23 protein-coding genes and 1 pseudogene are annotated in these 16,266 nt (G+C 46.8%); 8 read left to right on the plus strand and 16 right to left on the minus strand.

Annotated elements, in window-relative coordinates; genetic code table 11:
- Together ACNQ0T_RS21095 and ACNQ0T_RS21100 are read left to right on the plus strand one after the other, a co-directional pair.
- Window positions 1-1,182 (plus strand): S49 family peptidase, encoded by a 1,182-nt coding sequence (locus ACNQ0T_RS21095; protein WP_000952985.1) that lies wholly within the window; start codon window positions 1-3, stop codon window positions 1,180-1,182.
- 1 nt (window position 1,183) lies between these two features.
- Window positions 1,184-1,915 carry a nuclease-related domain-containing protein gene (locus ACNQ0T_RS21100; RefSeq protein ID WP_000338612.1) on the plus strand — a complete coding sequence of 244 codons (732 nt, stop codon included), beginning with the start codon at window positions 1,184-1,186 and terminating at the stop codon, window positions 1,913-1,915.
- Window positions 1,916-2,201: 286 nt separating this feature from the next.
- On the opposite strand, the gene ACNQ0T_RS21105 is transcribed toward ACNQ0T_RS21100, so the two are convergent.
- The 11 genes from ACNQ0T_RS21105 to ACNQ0T_RS21155 form a co-directional block, all read right to left on the minus strand.
- Window positions 2,202-2,555: a hypothetical protein gene (locus ACNQ0T_RS21105; RefSeq protein ID WP_000210769.1), complete on the minus strand. Its 354-nt coding sequence runs from the start codon at window positions 2,553-2,555 to the stop codon at window positions 2,202-2,204.
- Between the two features lie 65 nt (window positions 2,556-2,620).
- Entirely contained in the window at window positions 2,621-2,905 is a 285-nt protein-coding gene (locus ACNQ0T_RS21110) for a hypothetical protein (RefSeq protein WP_001091367.1), read from the minus strand.
- A gap of 356 nt (window positions 2,906-3,261) precedes the next feature.
- The gene (locus tag ACNQ0T_RS21115) at window positions 3,262-3,561 is read right to left on the minus strand and encodes a hypothetical protein (RefSeq protein WP_000442693.1); all 300 of its coding nucleotides are present in this window, start codon (window positions 3,559-3,561) and stop codon (window positions 3,262-3,264) included.
- A 432-nt stretch (window positions 3,562-3,993) separates the two neighbouring features.
- Window positions 3,994-4,362 (minus strand): hypothetical protein, encoded by a 369-nt coding sequence (locus ACNQ0T_RS21120; RefSeq protein WP_000537761.1) that lies wholly within the window; start codon window positions 4,360-4,362, stop codon window positions 3,994-3,996.
- 225 nt (window positions 4,363-4,587) lie between these two features.
- Window positions 4,588-5,124, minus strand: a complete 537-nt coding sequence (locus tag ACNQ0T_RS21125; RefSeq protein WP_000800251.1) for a hypothetical protein — start codon at window positions 5,122-5,124, stop codon at window positions 4,588-4,590.
- A 67-nt stretch (window positions 5,125-5,191) separates the two neighbouring features.
- A complete protein-coding gene (locus ACNQ0T_RS21130; RefSeq protein WP_000286108.1) occupies window positions 5,192-5,629 on the minus strand; it encodes a hypothetical protein in 438 nt (145 codons plus the stop codon).
- A gap of 44 nt (window positions 5,630-5,673) precedes the next feature.
- On the minus strand, window positions 5,674-5,970 hold the full coding sequence (locus ACNQ0T_RS21135) for a hypothetical protein (protein WP_000856246.1): 297 nt from the start codon (window positions 5,968-5,970) through the stop codon (window positions 5,674-5,676).
- Between the two features lie 134 nt (window positions 5,971-6,104).
- Complete coding sequence (locus ACNQ0T_RS21140; RefSeq protein ID WP_004248818.1) at window positions 6,105-6,806, minus strand: hypothetical protein; 702 nt, start codon at window positions 6,804-6,806, stop codon at window positions 6,105-6,107.
- 314 nt (window positions 6,807-7,120) lie between these two features.
- Entirely contained in the window at window positions 7,121-7,402 is a 282-nt protein-coding gene (locus tag ACNQ0T_RS21145) for a hypothetical protein (protein ID WP_000708863.1), read from the minus strand.
- Between the two features lie 65 nt (window positions 7,403-7,467).
- Window positions 7,468-8,652, minus strand: coding sequence for a hypothetical protein (locus ACNQ0T_RS21150; RefSeq protein WP_001272971.1), 1,185 nt, complete (start codon window positions 8,650-8,652; stop codon window positions 7,468-7,470).
- Window positions 8,653-9,068: 416 nt separating this feature from the next.
- Window positions 9,069-9,245: a hypothetical protein gene (locus ACNQ0T_RS21155; RefSeq protein ID WP_001371930.1), complete on the minus strand. Its 177-nt coding sequence runs from the start codon at window positions 9,243-9,245 to the stop codon at window positions 9,069-9,071.
- A gap of 510 nt (window positions 9,246-9,755) precedes the next feature.
- Between ACNQ0T_RS21155 and ACNQ0T_RS21160 the strand changes: the two genes are divergently transcribed.
- From ACNQ0T_RS21160 to ACNQ0T_RS21180, 5 genes are all read left to right on the plus strand, one after another.
- On the plus strand, window positions 9,756-10,700 hold the full coding sequence (locus ACNQ0T_RS21160) for a DUF5417 domain-containing protein (RefSeq protein ID WP_000778029.1): 945 nt from the start codon (window positions 9,756-9,758) through the stop codon (window positions 10,698-10,700).
- A gap of 95 nt (window positions 10,701-10,795) precedes the next feature.
- On the plus strand, window positions 10,796-11,398 hold the full coding sequence (locus ACNQ0T_RS21165; protein WP_012695474.1) for a hypothetical protein: 603 nt from the start codon (window positions 10,796-10,798) through the stop codon (window positions 11,396-11,398).
- A gap of 59 nt (window positions 11,399-11,457) precedes the next feature.
- Window positions 11,458-11,808 (plus strand): hypothetical protein, encoded by a 351-nt coding sequence (locus tag ACNQ0T_RS21170; protein WP_000743059.1) that lies wholly within the window; start codon window positions 11,458-11,460, stop codon window positions 11,806-11,808.
- Window positions 11,809-11,854: 46 nt separating this feature from the next.
- Window positions 11,855-12,058 (plus strand): hypothetical protein, encoded by a 204-nt coding sequence (locus ACNQ0T_RS21175; protein ID WP_001015183.1) that lies wholly within the window; start codon window positions 11,855-11,857, stop codon window positions 12,056-12,058.
- Window positions 12,059-12,339: 281 nt separating this feature from the next.
- Window positions 12,340-12,660: a hypothetical protein gene (locus tag ACNQ0T_RS21180; RefSeq protein ID WP_000332796.1), complete on the plus strand. Its 321-nt coding sequence runs from the start codon at window positions 12,340-12,342 to the stop codon at window positions 12,658-12,660.
- A 608-nt stretch (window positions 12,661-13,268) separates the two neighbouring features.
- Here the strand turns inward: ACNQ0T_RS21180 and ACNQ0T_RS21185 are convergent.
- From ACNQ0T_RS21185 to relB, 3 genes are all read right to left on the minus strand, one after another.
- On the minus strand, window positions 13,269-13,427 hold the full coding sequence (locus ACNQ0T_RS21185; RefSeq protein ID WP_001447866.1) for a type I toxin-antitoxin system Hok family toxin: 159 nt from the start codon (window positions 13,425-13,427) through the stop codon (window positions 13,269-13,271).
- 71 nt (window positions 13,428-13,498) lie between these two features.
- The gene (relE, locus tag ACNQ0T_RS21190) at window positions 13,499-13,786 is read right to left on the minus strand and encodes a type II toxin-antitoxin system mRNA interferase RelE (RefSeq protein ID WP_000323025.1); all 288 of its coding nucleotides are present in this window, start codon (window positions 13,784-13,786) and stop codon (window positions 13,499-13,501) included.
- Window positions 13,786-14,025: a type II toxin-antitoxin system antitoxin RelB gene (relB, locus tag ACNQ0T_RS21195; RefSeq protein ID WP_000534858.1), complete on the minus strand. Its 240-nt coding sequence runs from the start codon at window positions 14,023-14,025 to the stop codon at window positions 13,786-13,788. Before relB ends, relE begins: the two co-directional genes overlap by 1 nt.
- A gap of 24 nt (window positions 14,026-14,049) precedes the next feature.
- On the opposite strand from relB, the pseudogene ACNQ0T_RS21200 reads away from it, so the two are divergent.
- Window positions 14,050-14,166: pseudogene (locus ACNQ0T_RS21200) on the plus strand (hypothetical protein); the annotation flags it as partial.
- 121 nt (window positions 14,167-14,287) lie between these two features.
- Here ACNQ0T_RS21200 and ACNQ0T_RS21205 read toward each other — a convergent pair.
- Together ACNQ0T_RS21205 and ACNQ0T_RS21210 are read right to left on the minus strand one after the other, a co-directional pair.
- Entirely contained in the window at window positions 14,288-15,211 is a 924-nt protein-coding gene (locus tag ACNQ0T_RS21205; protein WP_000167917.1) for a cation diffusion facilitator family transporter, read from the minus strand.
- A gap of 199 nt (window positions 15,212-15,410) precedes the next feature.
- Window positions 15,411-15,983 (minus strand): cytochrome b/b6 domain-containing protein, encoded by a 573-nt coding sequence (locus tag ACNQ0T_RS21210; protein ID WP_001515348.1) that lies wholly within the window; start codon window positions 15,981-15,983, stop codon window positions 15,411-15,413.
- Between the last annotated feature and the right edge of the window lie 283 nt (window positions 15,984-16,266).

The following is a 16,266-nucleotide window of genomic DNA, read 5'->3' on the forward strand; positions in this document are numbered from 1 at the left end:
ATGTTAAGCAGTAAAAAAAGGAAGTCCCCTACAAATATCAAAGAATCGCTCAATGATAACGCTGACCGTTTTTATAAGATGTTTCGCATTCATACCACGGCAAAAGTTGCTATGTCGCTAATTGCCATGACCGCTGTAGGGTTTTCTTTCTACAATCTTTACGAACAATGGCAGGACGCTGAAGGGAAGAAAGACCATATAGCTGTAATACGGATTTCTGGCGAGATGGGTACCGGCTCGGAAACGGGCGATGGAACAGTGATCGCAACAGCTCTTGCCAAAGCTTACAATAATCCCCATGCCAAAGCAGTTATTATCGAGGCAGAGTCAGGTGGTGGTGGTCCCTCTGACGCCATCATTATTTACCGCCAGATAAACGCGCTTAAAAACCACCAGCCACAGATTGAACGCGTATCAGATGCCGGTGGCTCTCTTTCATCTGTAGCCGCTGACAAGAGTAACAAAACCGGGAGCACAGAACGTGGCGATGAAGCACGGTCGAAGCAAAACTCCCTCGAAGTACTCTCCAGCGGTACCGGTCGTTTTTTCTCTGATATCGCAGACTCATATAAACCAATCATCGTTAGTGTGAAAGGCATATGCGCATCCGCATGCTATTACGCGGTATCGCCCGCTGATGCAATTTATGCCGACAGTAATGCCCTGATCGGTTCTATCGGTGTGCGTATGGACCACTGGAATCTGTCAGAGATCATGAGCACAGTAGGCGTCAAGAATGAGCCCCTTACGGCCGGTGAGTTCAAAGATGCTCTTGACCCCTTCCACCCATTGTCCGATTCAACGAGGGAGTTCATGCAGAAGGAGATCCTGAACACGATGCATGAAAAATTTATAACTGATGTTGAACTTGGACGGGGTAAAAAGCTTCTCTCGCGTCATGATGCCGATGCTGTTTCTCTCTATTCAGGCCGTGTATGGCCAACACCTCAGGCAGTTAAGTACGGCCTGGTGGATGGAGATCTTACGTCAGTAGAGATCCGTACACGTCTTTCAAAAATGTACTCCACTGACACGTTCAAAAACTACAATGAGCCTCATCGTAATCTCCGTTCTGCACTCGGCATGCTGATGAGCCTGTCTTCAAATATTGAGAGCCTTACCGGTACCACTACCCGCTTAGTAGAATCTGTTAATGCCACCAGCTACCCCTCTGTGAGGTAACATGGATGCTTTCAATCTGCTGTGGAGCATTACGGGGGTAGCTTTCATTATCCTTATTTTCGTCGTGTTGCTGTGTCTGTTGGGATTTATGACCTCTGCCATAGCGGAACGGCGGACTGCAAAGGCAATTGAATCTGGGCTTCCTGAAGAAGCTCAGGGGCTACTTAGTGATCTCACCTTTCAGTTGTCGGCTCATAGCACTACGCAGGTTGATCACATTCTCGTAGCCCCACATGGTATATACGTCATAGAGCAGAAAAACTACGTAGGCAAGCTCTACGGTACTCTGGAGGAAAGCCACTGGCGGAAATGGACTCAGTCCCGAACCCTCAAGTTGCAGAACCCGTTTAAGCAAAACCAGGGGCACATCAGGGCTATTCAGTCTGCTCTTAAGGCTAGAGAACTGGAATGTATCAATGTCGTCATCATAAACGGACGTTGTAAGTTTGATGGCATCAAGCCGGAATGGTTATGTATGGGGATGGACGATTTTATCCATAAAGTCAAACAACGACGAGGGCTACGGTTGTTCACACCGGAGTCTGTTCAGCACATCTGTTCGGTGTTGAAGTCAACAAGGAAGTCGCCAGGGCTCTATACGGACCTTACTCATATTCATAACATAACGACAAAGTACAAAGCCCCGATGAAATTCGAGCAACGAGTAACATACATTCTGCTCAACTTTATCCATTATCTGTGGGCAAGTCTGTTCACTAAGCAGAAGCCTTAGCGCTCTATCATTGGTAAGGCTGTAAAATGTCTGCAAAAGGCCCCATCGGTAAATTGTTGGGGCTTTTTCTTTGCGTAGTTCTGATACGGTTTATCCTGTGGAGCATTATGGCCACCAGCCAGCTGGTGACTGGCCAACGCTTTGTATGACGTAGCCTACTCAGGGCAGGCTATTTTAGAGGGACCGATTTTTATCCGGGCTAATTTAGAAAGAGATAATTTGAACTTAGGCGGGCTGACCACCAGCAGAGAGGTAAATCACTAGCCGGTGATATTGACAGAAGTCGTCAGGGGTTTAACGCCGGAATATTTTGCCAGGCCTCCTGCAAGGTCTGCAAGACTTCTACAAGTGATAGTGACGGCCACAGGACTGTTTCCGTCATTATCACTCCAGGTGGCTCGCACTCTACTGGTACCAGAATTAAAACAACACGAGTTCCTTTTACCTGGTAGGCAAGGTTTACTGCCGGTTGGCGGTAGGAGGCCAGTACACCCTCACCATATTGAGCAGGGTTACTTGCCCAGTTCCGCACCATTGCATACACCTGAGGCATATACCGACTATCCAGATCCCCTTTGGGCCGTCTGAACGGCACGATTTCTTCTGAGCGGTAGGTGGTCGTTGTTGTATTGGTTGTCATCTTTGTCACCTCCCCTGTTCGTCCATTTAGAGTTTTAAGCTGCTTTACACATCACACTCAACTGATTATTTAAGCTGGTCATCGTCTCTGGCCAGCATAGCCCAACCATTCGCCTGGTTTTCGCGGGAGTAAGGATTCATTTCAAAATAACTATCTACCGCGTCGCTGTCCGCAACAGAACTGTTGTTAGCTCTCTTTGAACCCTGAACCACTACAGCATCAACCTCTGCGGCTTTCCCGTTGCGCTGTACCAGGATTTTAACCGTATTGGGCTTACGTCTTGCGAGCAGTTTGTTGGCGATAAAAAGCACAACAATCCAGGCCAAAAGCACGTATAAAAATGTATTCATAATGCCCTCCTTTGTATGTGATTATTATACCTGCTTCCATTGCAGGCCAAACAGGTTCGGTGCATGAAAAATAGACTTCTCTCCGGCGTATAGCAATCTACTTACTGATCTGTTTTCGTATCAAACTGTATGGCATAACCGAGGGGCGTACGTGGTGAGTCAGAAAGTTACTTTTCCGTAATAGTTAATTTCAGATCCTTCTTCCAGTTACGCTTCAGTATAAAACCGATACCCTCTAATTCAGCATCCTTCACGTTTAATACGCTTCACTTTAAGGCAGGGCTTTTCGGTTGAAATGAATTCTTTTTCCGGTTGCTGGACATGGGTTTCATCCTGATAGTTAAAGTTGCAGGCTATCAGTCACCACCACCACCTCCGTCACCTCCTCCACCGCCACCATCACAACCACCAGCTATGCTATTTTCACCATTACAATCACCTCCGAGGGGGTTCAAATGGCTGCTCCCCTGTAGATGGTGTCCTTGCCAGATCGAACCCGAACCAGCGCCTCCTGAGCGTCTTTGCTTGCCCTGAGGCAATTGTGCAGGCTCACCAGCACCGGCGGTACCAAAAATGTCCCGGGCAATTTTATAAAGAAGGTAAAAAGGTACGCCCAGCATCATAAAAAAGATTACTGAAAATATTACACGTTCCATTGATGATCTCCTGTCTTGTGAGAGACCAGTTATATCAGGGTGATTCAGTATTTCCGTTTAGAAAAGAGTACTAATTTGGCCCTGTTCGCTCTTAATTTGCCATCCGGGAAAAAGTCATAGGGATAGGCCTGCCAGAGTCAATAACTTCCAGTGATCTGGAGGAGACCCCGGCTCTCTGAGCCCTCATGGATGGTACGGCTTTACCCCTTGTAAACAGATTCACGTTCCGCAGGACAAACATCGACTACTGACGTCTCATATTTGCTGACGCTAATCCGACGTCTCATTGCCGTCTGCTTGTTTTCTTTAAAGGGTGTATTAGACGAATATCAAATCGGAATGGTAGGGGATGTGTGGGCACCATGCCCGGCCCTCTTTGAGCATCTGAGAGATTGGAGACCTAGCCGGGTAAGATAGCTACTTTCTTACGGGTTACCCTTCAAATCCAAAGACGAAACGGACGCTGCCGTTCTCCACGTGGAGACGCTTTACTTCTTCGACAAATTCCTGGATCACCTCTCCGGCGTTATCGGGTGGTATGGCTGACAAAATTTCTTCCGAAGTCAGCCATGAGTATGAATGTTCACCGAATAAATCATCATCTTCGGACGGTATATCATCAGGTAATCCGCGTAATGCGTGGATAAAAACTGCTGATGTGCTCGCCCTTTCACGATCTACATCAAATCCGAGCCAGGCAAAGTGGAGATATGATCGGTCCCCTTTATAATTGCTTGATAAATTAATCCATTTACCAGGCTTTTCTTCCCTTTGAAATCGCCAGCAGATATCAACGCCCATTAAGAAACTCCATTACTATCGTTCGTATGAGATAACTATCATTTCAGAATACTATGACTTCTTCCCGTATAGAACTAATCGCTCACGCCATTTAGCTACTTACTTTTTTTACGTACGCTTGCAGCGCAGTACCTTGAGAGAAGTAAGTAAGACTGGGCGAAGCCAACCGGTTCCGCCACCTCGCTCACCGGCTTTTAGGCGTAAGCACTGAAGTCAGCCTCCATGCTAACTGGCGAGCCTGCGAAAGTCAGACTCGTTGTTATAAAGCGGCATATCGTAAGCAGTGTCTGAAATGAACATTCGGATCTGCTCAAGCGTCATGCCACAATGAAAACGGGTTACGCTCACATTGGCCCGGGGGAAGTCAGCACAAAATGCATTCAAAACATTCTCATGGACAATACCAATGTTGATTAACGCAGCTGGCCCGTTGTCACGGAAAGATACGACACGGAATCCCCCATACCAGCCTGACTGGGAGAAAAATGAAAATGCACTCGTTGCCAGACCATTAGACAGGTCATAGCGCAATTTCCCGCTCAGAGACTGGCTGTCTCTGCTGTACACGCGATTAATGAAAATGCCGGGACCAACTTCTACCGGCTGCTTGTTGCTTGCTAAACACGGAAAGCCCACCAGCGAAACCTCCCTTTCTCCTAACCAGTTTACCTGATACCCGGCAGTGAGAAAGTCAGTCAGTTCTACGCCAGAAAGAGCATTAATGGCCGCAATATCGGTATCCAAAATATTTACGTTTTTCATATTCATCTCATCTATATTCTAAAGTGCGTTTTTTGTCTATCAGCCCGAGGATTGAAAATTTGAATATTTAATGTGACAGAAAAATACCTGTCACCTTTTCAAAAACTGCCTGCAATTGAATATCGAGAGAGTCCATTTTAAAATCCACCAGCTCAGCTTTATTATCGCAAACCGAATAAAAATAGGAGTCAAATGCGTCTGTATCTTCATCTTTAAAAATACGGAAGGAATTAATTTTATTATGCCCTTCAAATTCGGCATGAATACCATAGCGAACCGAGCCGTCATCGAACTGAACAACCCGTCGTACAGAATTAATCCGGACGTACTGTTTTAAGGCCCTCGCGAAATCGGCATTTAACGCCAACGCTCGTAAGATTGAATCAGCGGTTTCATTCTGCTTTTTACGATCATATTCAAACATCCCACAGCCGGTGTTACGAAAGACCGGCTGAAGAGCATTAACCAGGTTGAAGGAATCCACGTTTCTGTCGTTTCTGTACATGAGATATCTCCTGCCCCTCCGCTATACGAAGGGGCTTGATAGGGTTACTGCCAGGCTGCGATCACTTCTTCGCACTGGAAATGAGATAAGCACTGCTGGAGTAAAAGGGCCAGCACCGCTGTGTTAGGGACGCGATTGTTACACCACGCGTTGAATAGCAGCTGCCATGGACCGGCATAATACCCGGCCAGTTTCTTTTTTTGTTTATCTGTGCAGCAGCTGGAAATGGCCTGCTGATAAAGGCTTTCATTCTCGGCACCAGAGCGTTGTTGCAGTGCCTGATAAATATAGGAGTAGACAGAATCGGAGCAATTAGATGCATAGGCCAGATTGGTTTTCATAATACCTCCTGTGTTTTTGGGTATTATATAAAACTCCGACCTACTGGCTAATAACCCACACTGTAATTTCTTTTAAAAACACAATAAATTTTCAAAATTGGACCAGTGTGGATTTAAGCGAGCAGTTTAAATCTTTATGAACTAGCTTTCAAAGAGGTTGGTTTTTCGGGAAGTTTTTTGCCAGACCAGCATGTTGTTTTTTTTTCTGTAGTGCAGATTAGCTGGTACCTGCCCCTTCTTACCTCTTTGAGCAATGACTGTTTGAAATATGGTAAGCCCAGTTCAAAAACCCAGTAACGACCGTCTGCAAAAACGACTGAATTTTCAACGCCATCCGAAGCCACCAAGGATGCATCATTAAGTAGACGTTCTTCATAATGAAATGGTAATGAAAATGTCAGATATAACGCACAAAGTACAAAGATTCCTGTGAGACTAACTGCCAGTGAACCACAATAACCAGAATAAACATTTAAATTTCTTTTGATAAATTTCTCATGCAAGATTACAAGCAGACAGAATACACAAGCTACCAGCCCAAATCCTACATGCAGATAAAACTGTCTTATTTCATCATTCCAGACGATGTTGTCCCATTTCGTGCTTAAGATTGAACCCAACAAGGAGATAATAAAAGCGGCAATTTGAGAACTGATAAAGTAGGAGAAAGCTGACTTTGAAGTTATTTTTTTCATAGAAACAGGAACCTCTTTACCTCGTTCCTGATCAGAGAAAAGACACAAAACGCACCATGCGCAAAAAACTGCAAGTCCAGATGCAATAATCTCGCGTAAAAACATATTAAACGTTTCCGATAATGAATAAGTAATTACCATATCCTCTCCGTAAGTCTACATATAATTCAGACGTGACAAATAATTAAAGGCATTGCTATTCTATCATTATGCATTGCGTTTAAAATCATTTCTAATTCAGCAGAGTAGCGATACAGGCATTTCGCTATCCTAAAATCTGGTAGCTTTCCATTTCCTTGCTGAGATAAATCAAAATAATTCTATTTATTGCCTATTCGGATGCTGCAAAACCTTATAAATCCGGATGTATATCACTTAACAGTGAACCATTCGGTGACTTGCTCTCCGTGAGGTCCACCGGGTTTATCCAGTAGGGAACATTCTGCTTTTACCGTTTACTGCATACGCGAGCAGGAATTCTGTTGCAGTTCTGCATTTGCCTGCTTTTCCAGTGCTGTCATAACCCGGCGGAGCATCGCCAGAGCCTGAACAGGCGAGCTCCCAAACTGCACTTTCACTTCATCCGTATCATGATCCTGAATCAGGTCGAGGATGTTCACTTCGATCCCTGCCCCGTTTTCATCTTTTGCCGTGCACTGAATACTTACCCGGGTCACCGAATCCGTCAGGACTGGCAGTGGGTTAGTCTTGTCTACGTTGATAAAAGCCTTCTTCATTGCCCTGTTTCCCCTTGTCCTGAAAAAGTTACCGACCCGTCCGGATGGAGGGGTCGGTCAGAAAATCATGCCTGTCCCTTATTCATCTTCTCAGCATGCTTACGCAGGTACTCTTTCAGGTCAGCATGAGCATTGATGATATCGTTCATTTCATCATTGGTCAGAACAAGCGTGTAAGTATCAGTGCTGACAGATTCACCTTCTTTAAGCTTGGCTTCTTCAGCAATACGTTCAAAAATCGGGATCGCGGTGTCGGCAATGACGGTCACGGTCTTTTTGTTCAGAACGCTGGACATGGATGGTGCTTTACCTGCCGGGTTCTGTTTAGGAGCGCTGTCCTTTGGAGCCGGAGCTGGTTCCTGTACCGGTGGCGTAACCAGCGTCTCTGTATTGCTTTCATCATTCAGTTGATCCGGTACCGGGGTGTTAACGGTAGCATTACCTGCCGGTTGCTCATCACCGGAGTTTTCCGGAGTCTGCGGATCTGCCATGCGCTCTTCTACCTTGGCAGCTTTGACGAATTTCAGCGTGTTTTTCGTCGCTTTACCATAGATGGAGATCGCCTTGTTGATGTTATCTACCGCATCCTCACCGCTGTACATATACTCGTCCAGCGCAACGTACATGCTCACCTGATCGCTCACAAGCATGGTCTGTAGTTCAGAAGGCAGGTCCAGTACGCGAACCATCTGGCGAAGATGCTGCTCTGATTTACCACGTTTTTTTGCCAGTTCCGCAAAGGTCTTAGGCTCTTCTTTATCTTCAACAAGACGCTTAATTGAAAGCGCTTCAGCTACGACAGACAGCGCCAGGTTGGAGTTGCCGGTCAGGGTGAAGAGTTCTGCTTTTGAAGCGCTACCGCGAAACTCTTCGCAGCGAATACGAGTAATGCGTTCACGCCCTTCTGCTTCCAGCTGGCGGTTTGCAATAGCGATGGAACGGATACGGCAAGCCCCCTGACGCAGTACAGGTACGCCATTAACCATCTGAACAACGATAGGCGTCACGCTGAACGGGTCTTCCATGTAGGCATCGGCCAGGCTGTTCAGGTGTTCCACAACGTGAGGCATTGAATAGTAGAGCTCGCCCATACCGGCCGTGCGGGTGTTAAAGCCTTCCTGCTCTACAACAACCGAAGGGTCAATGATAAGGCCGTTACCTTTACGGGCACCGTTACCAGTGCGTTCCAGGTAACCACGAAGGCTGATTTCGTTGCTGTTGTTTTTTACTTCAGTTTCGATTGCGGACATTTTTGTTCTCTCTTTTGGTTGGTTGTTTAACTGCGCTACAACACAACAATACCAGGTTCGACATTTTTTCTAATAGGTTGCACAGAAGAAAAAGTAACTTTTCTTAAAAAAAATTCCTGAGACAATACTACTCGATCCGTCCGTTTTAAATCTTCACAACAGTGGGCCGTTTTTACGTTTAAGCAAAATAGCTGGTTCAGAAGGTGAGTCGGAGAGAAAAGTTACTTTTCCGGTTGTCTGGGCCAGTGATGAAAGAGTGGCAGGACAGGAATGGCTAAACCGGTGCGGGTCTCTTGTAAGTCGCAGGGGATTGAGGAGATATAGAGGTAAACCGGTACGTTCAGTTTTTGGATTGAGCCGGGCTTTTGGCCCGGGCTTAAGGAAGCGGAAATTTGAACGAACTGGCAGGTAATGATTTATGCCGCCGACAGCTGGCCGTCAGTGCTTTGCTGTTCTGGTTTGACAGTTGGGGGATAACCGGCAGTTAGCCGCTGGCATTCCGCATCACAGAAAGCCCTGAGGTTGCTGAAGACGGACTCCATGAAATCAGCATGAGCATACGAGTCTACAGGACGTGTCTTGTTATCTTTCATCTTGTTCTCCTCAATCATTATTAAAACCAGCGGATTTAGTTCCTGGCGCTCCATCTGCTGACCGGCTTTCCCAGAGAGCAGCGATGTGTCGGGTTCTGTTTCTCATTTTATCGTTTTCATCGGGCCCATCCGGCCGTATAAGAGACCGATTTGGCATGTTTAAGAAACGTACTGGCGACATTAAAAGCTGAGGTTGGCTTTGGAATAAAAGGATACTTTTCCCGTTTGTCAGGTCTTTCGCTACCGCTGCACGATGATTCTGTCAGGCATTCTGCGCCCTCCTTGGCTGTACATCTTGAAACAAGCGGTGGGATGTTCCCTTCCCCCTGCTCACCGCAGAATAATTGGCAAGTCCCGACGGTCGTTCCGTACGAGCCGGGTCCAAATAATGAATAAATACAACGCCACTTCAATTGTATTGACAATAGAAGTTAGGAGGATCATAGTGTCATTCATGGTGCGGCTTTCGCACCACCGCCCCGGCGGTACCGGGCAGAACTGGAGTACCTCATGAAACTTTCCCGTCAGACGACTTCTGATACTTCTGTTGATGGCCGTTCACGCGCATATGCCTGGGGCCGTGTCCATTATTTCATTATCGAACATGCACCAATGGCTGAGCTGGTCGCTATTGACGAGCTGCTGGAAAAAGCTGGCTGGAGCAATGACGGCTGTCCGAACTATGAGAAAGATGACGAGTTTGGTAATGCTGGTTACAGCTGTGGTTACTGGATCGATATTGACAGCGTGGGAAGCTTCAAGGCTGACTACAAACGTCTTAAGGGTGAGATTAGTGCGCATATCGCCTCAAAGGCGGCAGAGGTGGAGATCCGCGTACTGGACTCGATGTCCGACAAAGAATGTAAAGATGTTGCCTCGGTGGCATGTACTGTTCGCCGTGACTTACGTACGCAGTCCGAATCGCTTCATTCACTGCGTACTATCGTAACGGTTGATCATTACAATCCCTATGTGATCACCAGCCGCCCGCTGAGCATTTCCGCCTGGACACTTATCCACGACTGTCTGAAAACCGGCACCATCAATGACGTCTGTTCACGGTTGAGTTCATTAATCCTGCACTCTGAAGCCGCGATTGCCCGTTGTAAGGGAAGCTCCGACTACTCTTCGGAACACGCTCAGCTATCGTTTTTTGCTGGTAACGACTATGTCACCAGACGCACCCTTGTTGATGCAGCTCACGAAGAGGCTCTGCGAATGAACCGCCGCTTTGATGAACGTATTGCAATGAACGCGGATTCTGATGCCAGAAGGCTCCAGTGCGAATTCAACCTGAGCAACCATGTCGTACAGCGTCGGACCGTTGAATCTGCTCATATCCAGGCAATCAACGAAGACGTCACCCGTTCACAGGCGGAACCACGCTGCCCTGGAAAGCTTCTTCTGAAAATGACCAGTCATGAGGAAGTGCGGGACTCACTGAGCACCTGTTAGTCCAGCGACACCCCCTGCGGCTCTACTACCGGGCCGCAGTCTGCTCCGGCCAGATGGTGCCAGTGGCGTAATGAATTTGTTTAATAAGGCTGAGTATGATGAATAAAGAACAACTAATCGACAAACTGGAACGCGTGGTATGTGGTCAGTACTCCTACGAAATGCAGGAGCTTGCGTATTCGGCCCTCTGCTGCATTAAAGGCACCCCGGACGACTGCGCTAAGTTCCCTGTTACGCGTCCGCTGCCTGACACCTTAGTGGACGTATGGGACGAGATCGGGCAATACCTTGGCACAGGCAAAGCCATTGAAACTCGCAGTTGCGGCGTTTCGCTTCTGCTTCATGGACACTGCTACGATTCAAATCATGTGCTGTACTGGCGCAATGCTGGCGCACTTCCAGCAGCTTGCGATACGCCACTGGCTGGTGGGTCTCGCAAACTGTTCACCTGCTCAGCCTGTGGAGTGGACGGTCTGGATGAACCACCTGAAACCAGTTGCCACTGCTGCACAGAGGGGGCCCACTGGATTGAGAGCAGGCTCTTCACCTCCGGGCAGGCAGACCCTGAAGAATTTAGACCCGTGGCGGTCGTGAAAGAGTGTGCAGGCTCAACGCCGGATGATCGGCTCATCTGGAGCGTGATTGAACAGCTCAACGGCGAACTGGCGGAAGGCGATAAACTATTTAAGCAACGCTGACAGATCACGTCAGCATTTATATCAGACGAACTCCAGAATAATTTAAAGCAACCATGAACATGAAAAAGCCCAAAGCTGCATTACAGAATGCCATGAAAGAAGATGTGCCAGCTGTGACACAGATTCAGATGCGATCTACGGTTTCCAGAAAGGTTCGCTATGTAAAACAGGCAAATCGAGAGGGTCTGAAATTATCTGAGTGGATGTCGCGGCATCTCGACGCTGTCTGTGATACCGCAGATGAGATTCATAAAGGCAAACGCTCAACTCCGGTTGCGCCTGGGAAGATTCCCCCTGAGGTATACCAGGTGATATACGATCAGTGCGGCGGGTTCGTGGAGTGTGATGCTAATGCCCAGGTAATCTGGGAAGCCTGCCGTGATGCCATTCTTAACGGAGACAAAGGGTAAACGGCAGGTATCGCCTGTCATTTTTACCCTTGTGAGGAAAATCCTGATGAACCATGAGAGCCGAACTGTATACCTGAACACGGCCATTGAGGCCCTGTTGAAAGCTGAGGCGGCTCTGAACGAGCTGGCATTAGCCTATGTACTCAAACCAGGTGAAAAGGCAAGCGCATGCCATCCCCGAACCGGTACGCTTTCCACAGCTTCCCAGGTAAGAAAACTTCGCCGTGTTCTAGAAAAAAACAAGTTATGACGGCCCTTATACGCTGGCATAATGTACCGTGCTTCGCTCATCCCAGCAGTATGGGTTTTAAACTCTTCCATTTTTAAGAGTACGGGAAGAGCCTTATTATTGTCGCATACCCTACGGATGCATTGCAGTTCAAACCGCTGTTCGGTGCAATTATTGCTGTATCCGGCGGATTTGAAAATGACAGAAATAGTGATGTAAAGCTCCGCCATTAAAGAAATGCCCCGTAGTTTGGCGAATCAACTTTCTGAATTATCTCGATGAACACCATTTAAGGAAATCGAATGTGTGATTTTTGCAGGGCTGACGAAAATTACTTTCATATGGCAGAATGCGTGTATGACCAACTGGTTAAAGAGTATCCCGTAATGTGGCTGCGGGATTCAACCCGGATCGGGGCCTGCTACCTCTGTCGAGAACTGCTGTCGCCGGAGGGGATGGTCCTGGCGATGCAGAGCGCTTTCCCTGCGAAGGGATGGCGGCTGCGTATTTGGTACAATGAAACCATTGACGAAGAGATAGAACCGCAGCGTGGAGACTGTATTGAGCTGTCCTCCAGGGCGGACGCTCTGCTGTCCTTCATGTCGTTCCAGGAAAAGGTTTAGCGCTGCGGCCCCCCTCACAAAAAGGCGCTTTCCGCGACAAATCTGGTACGACCGGACAACGTTGAGTCAATTCTTGCTTCCCCGCAGAAGAATCCCTATGAAGTAAAGTAGAGGTAGGCATTACGCCCACCAGCAAACCTGATAACTGTTCTTTGCGTAACATCCTCAAACTTCTGGTGCCTTCGTAGACTGCGATGCGAATGCCCATGAGCTGAATTCACCGTATCATTTGACCGGATGCAGCGAGAACAGAAATGACAATGTTTGAACGATTTGCCAGACGGCCATAAAACTCTACTGGGTACAGAATAAGGACTGACCGCAATGGCTACGTTCTATGAGCTACCGACCAGTGAGAAGTCCATTGTTTCCGGTACGTGCCCGGACGAGCACCGGTGAAATTTTTCCCGACTGGATTACGCTAAGGCTTTTGAACGGTTTGCGTGAAGTGGGACTCTTTGGGTCTGGTTCTTGATTTATACAAAAGGCTATATGCCACAAGACGGGAGGAAAAAAGGGTTTCCCCGACTGGAGAAACCCTTTCAAAAGGTGCCGATGGCATACTAATCCACACCCCGAAAAGAGGGGGTTGCCCCCCTCTTTGTCAGCTACTTACCGGATTCGTAGGCCAGGATAGCAGATACCTCCCTTGTTCCGTCTTTCATCCGCAACTCGCAAAGCGAGTTTCGTGTGAGCCAGGTGAATATCAACAGCGTTAAACAAACTATTAATATGCACAAAACAATGGGTTGGTTCGGCATTTTCATGGCCTTCTTCTCCTGTCAACGCAAAGCAGAAGTGTCACCATCGGTGCGAAACAGAGATGTCATGCTTTGGTTCAGAGAATGCGTTTGACCGCCTCGCTATATACTTCCGAGCGTTCTCTTTTCCCAACAGAAATCACGAAAACGACAACTTTCTCGTCTATAACCTGGTATACAAGGCGATAGCCTGAAGACCGGAGCTTAATCTTGTAACAATCAGGCATACCACGGAGCTTGTTTGCTTCAATCCGGGGTGACTCAAGTACTTCAACCAGCTTCTTTTTCAACTGTTCACGTACCGTCGAGCCCAGCTTTCGCCATTCCTTTAGTGCCCGCTCGTCAAAATCCAGAAAATACGCCATCAGAGTTCATCCAGCGTCACACGTACTGGCTTAGGATTACGAAGTCGTTCTTTCACTATCTCCACAAGTTCAGCATCTTCATCACTCAGGAGTGTCTGTTTGAACGGCAAGCGTTCATTGTCAGCGATATACTCGAGCATGAGACGAAGCGCTTCAGAAGGAGTTACGCCCATTTTTTCAAGCGCGGCGTAAGAACGCGCTTTAAGTTCATCGTCAATACGTAGGTTAATGCTACCCATGTCTTACACCCCTTGTAATTACAAATGTCATTACAAGTATCGCACTACAACATGCTTAGGGCAAGTCACGAAGTAAGTCAGAAAGTAGTCGTAAGAACGGTGATCACTGTCCGCTTTGTGCCAGAAGCGGACTTTTTAAAAATATTGCGTGCCCAACAATTGGGCGCAGGTCACATCAAGTACCCTCAGAATTATAGAGAATACCTGAAATTTTTGTAGAGCGAGGTTTGTTACCCTGCCCGACCAGCGACATGTGGTTAGTTTAGTGATCAGAAATGTCGAGCGTTTGGTCGTTCATTGACGCGGGATCTTCCAACGGTTCCACATGAGTGGTGATATGGATAAAAGGCAGTGCGGTGCGGATATCATTCTCTATACGCTCGGCCCAGTCGTGCCCATATTGAACAGTCCATCGCCCAGGAACTAGGATGTGCATTGTCATAAACGCCCGCCCGCCAGCCTGGCGTGTACGTAGTGCATGGAAATCAAGCCCCTGTTCACGATATCCTGCCAGCAGTGACTCGATTTTTTTGAGTTCTTCCGTGGGTAGCGATACGTCCATCAGACCTGCAGCTGAACGACTCATAAGCTGATAACCAGTCCAAACGATGTTGGCTGCGACCAGCAATGCAACGATCGGATCGACCCAAAACCAGCCGGTCAGATAAACCAGTCCGACACCAAAAATGACACCGACCGACGTCCAGACATCGGTCAGCAGGTGATGAGCATCTGCCTCAAGAGTGATAGAGTTGTGCTGCCTGCCAGCCCTTAACAAAATGCGAGCCGTCACAAAATTAAGGATTGATGCGACTGTTGAAACCAGTAATCCGAGACCAATCTCCTCAAGCGGCTGTGGAGTTAACATCCGCTCAACTGCGGTATAGGCGATACTGGCTGCCGCCAATAGGATCAGAAATCCTTCGAAAGCACTCGAGAAATATTCGGCTTTGCCGTGCCCATATGCATGGTTCTCATCGGCCGGAAGCGCAGCCAAGGTCAGCATCCAGAGCGCCATTAGGGCTCCTGCGAGGTTAACTACGGATTCGATGGCATCAGATAGCAGACCGACCGAACCGGTCATTTTCCACGCCACACCTTTGAGTCCGATAGTGGCAATAGCCGTGGCAATGGAAAGCCAAGCGTAGTGCGTCAGCGGACGAGGTAACCCTTTTGTTTTAGTCATTATTAACTTCCTAAAATAGGACGACTAACTCACATTTCTATCCATGATAGATAATTAAACAATCATTTCGCCATGAATATTTTTTCGTTTTTATTAAATTTAATTAAAAAGTCTCTGCAAGTGCTGTTTCATCTTCTAGTAAACTAAATTTTATTTTTAGGGTTTTCTTCAACTTGAAGTAATATTATCTCACAACAGATTAGTCACTTAGGTTAACTGAGCGGCTTTTATATTTTTCAATTAAAATATGCAAAACTCCCATTGCACCATGTGCATAAAAATAGACCTCAATGAAAGTAGTAAAGAACTTATGCCAGTGGATTACTGTTTCAGCCAGATTTGACTGCATGGTATTCAACAAGAACCATAGGCCACCTGAAAGTGCTACAATTAGCAATGCTAGAACTCCAAATCCTTGGATTGTACTGGCAATACCTCCCGAATGTGCATCGGGCAGTCGGAAACTAGTCAACGTTTTTATATCTTGCTTAATACCACTAAAGTCAAGCCCTACCCATGAAAAATAATAAGTAAAACCTCTTTGAGTAAGCATCCAACTTAACATAATAAAACCACAAATAATCAGTCCTAACCCTGAAATAATGTGCATCCAGGTTATAACTCCTTCAAGACTATGTTCACCAATTGCTTCGGTCTCTGTCAGATTAGAGTTAATAATTTGTGATAATATTAGAAATGCCACAATGATGTGAAGAATACGAAAAAAAGGAGCGTAATCATGGGGTAATAGATTCCAGAGTCGCAATTTCATTAATGAGTCCTTAGTAAATTTATCGATGATCTTAATCATACAAAAGAATTATTAGGATAACCTTAATTCTTAAAATTGCAGCAGGCATTAGTTCACCTCTGATATGGCCACTTGCGAAATGGGAATGGTAACTGTTATTACTATGTGTTTACTTGCTGTTCTTGTTACGCAGCCCCTTAAACACATTACTTTCAAATATGATTTCCTGCTGGGTTTAAATATGTGTCTTTCTATAGTGCGGCAACCTATTTTTACACCAACTCATGAATTAAATAAGAATCAT

The organism is Enterobacter cloacae complex sp.6700776 (assembly GCF_048284255.1).
Taxonomy (GTDB): Bacteria; Pseudomonadota; Gammaproteobacteria; order Enterobacterales; family Enterobacteriaceae; genus Enterobacter; species Enterobacter intestinihominis.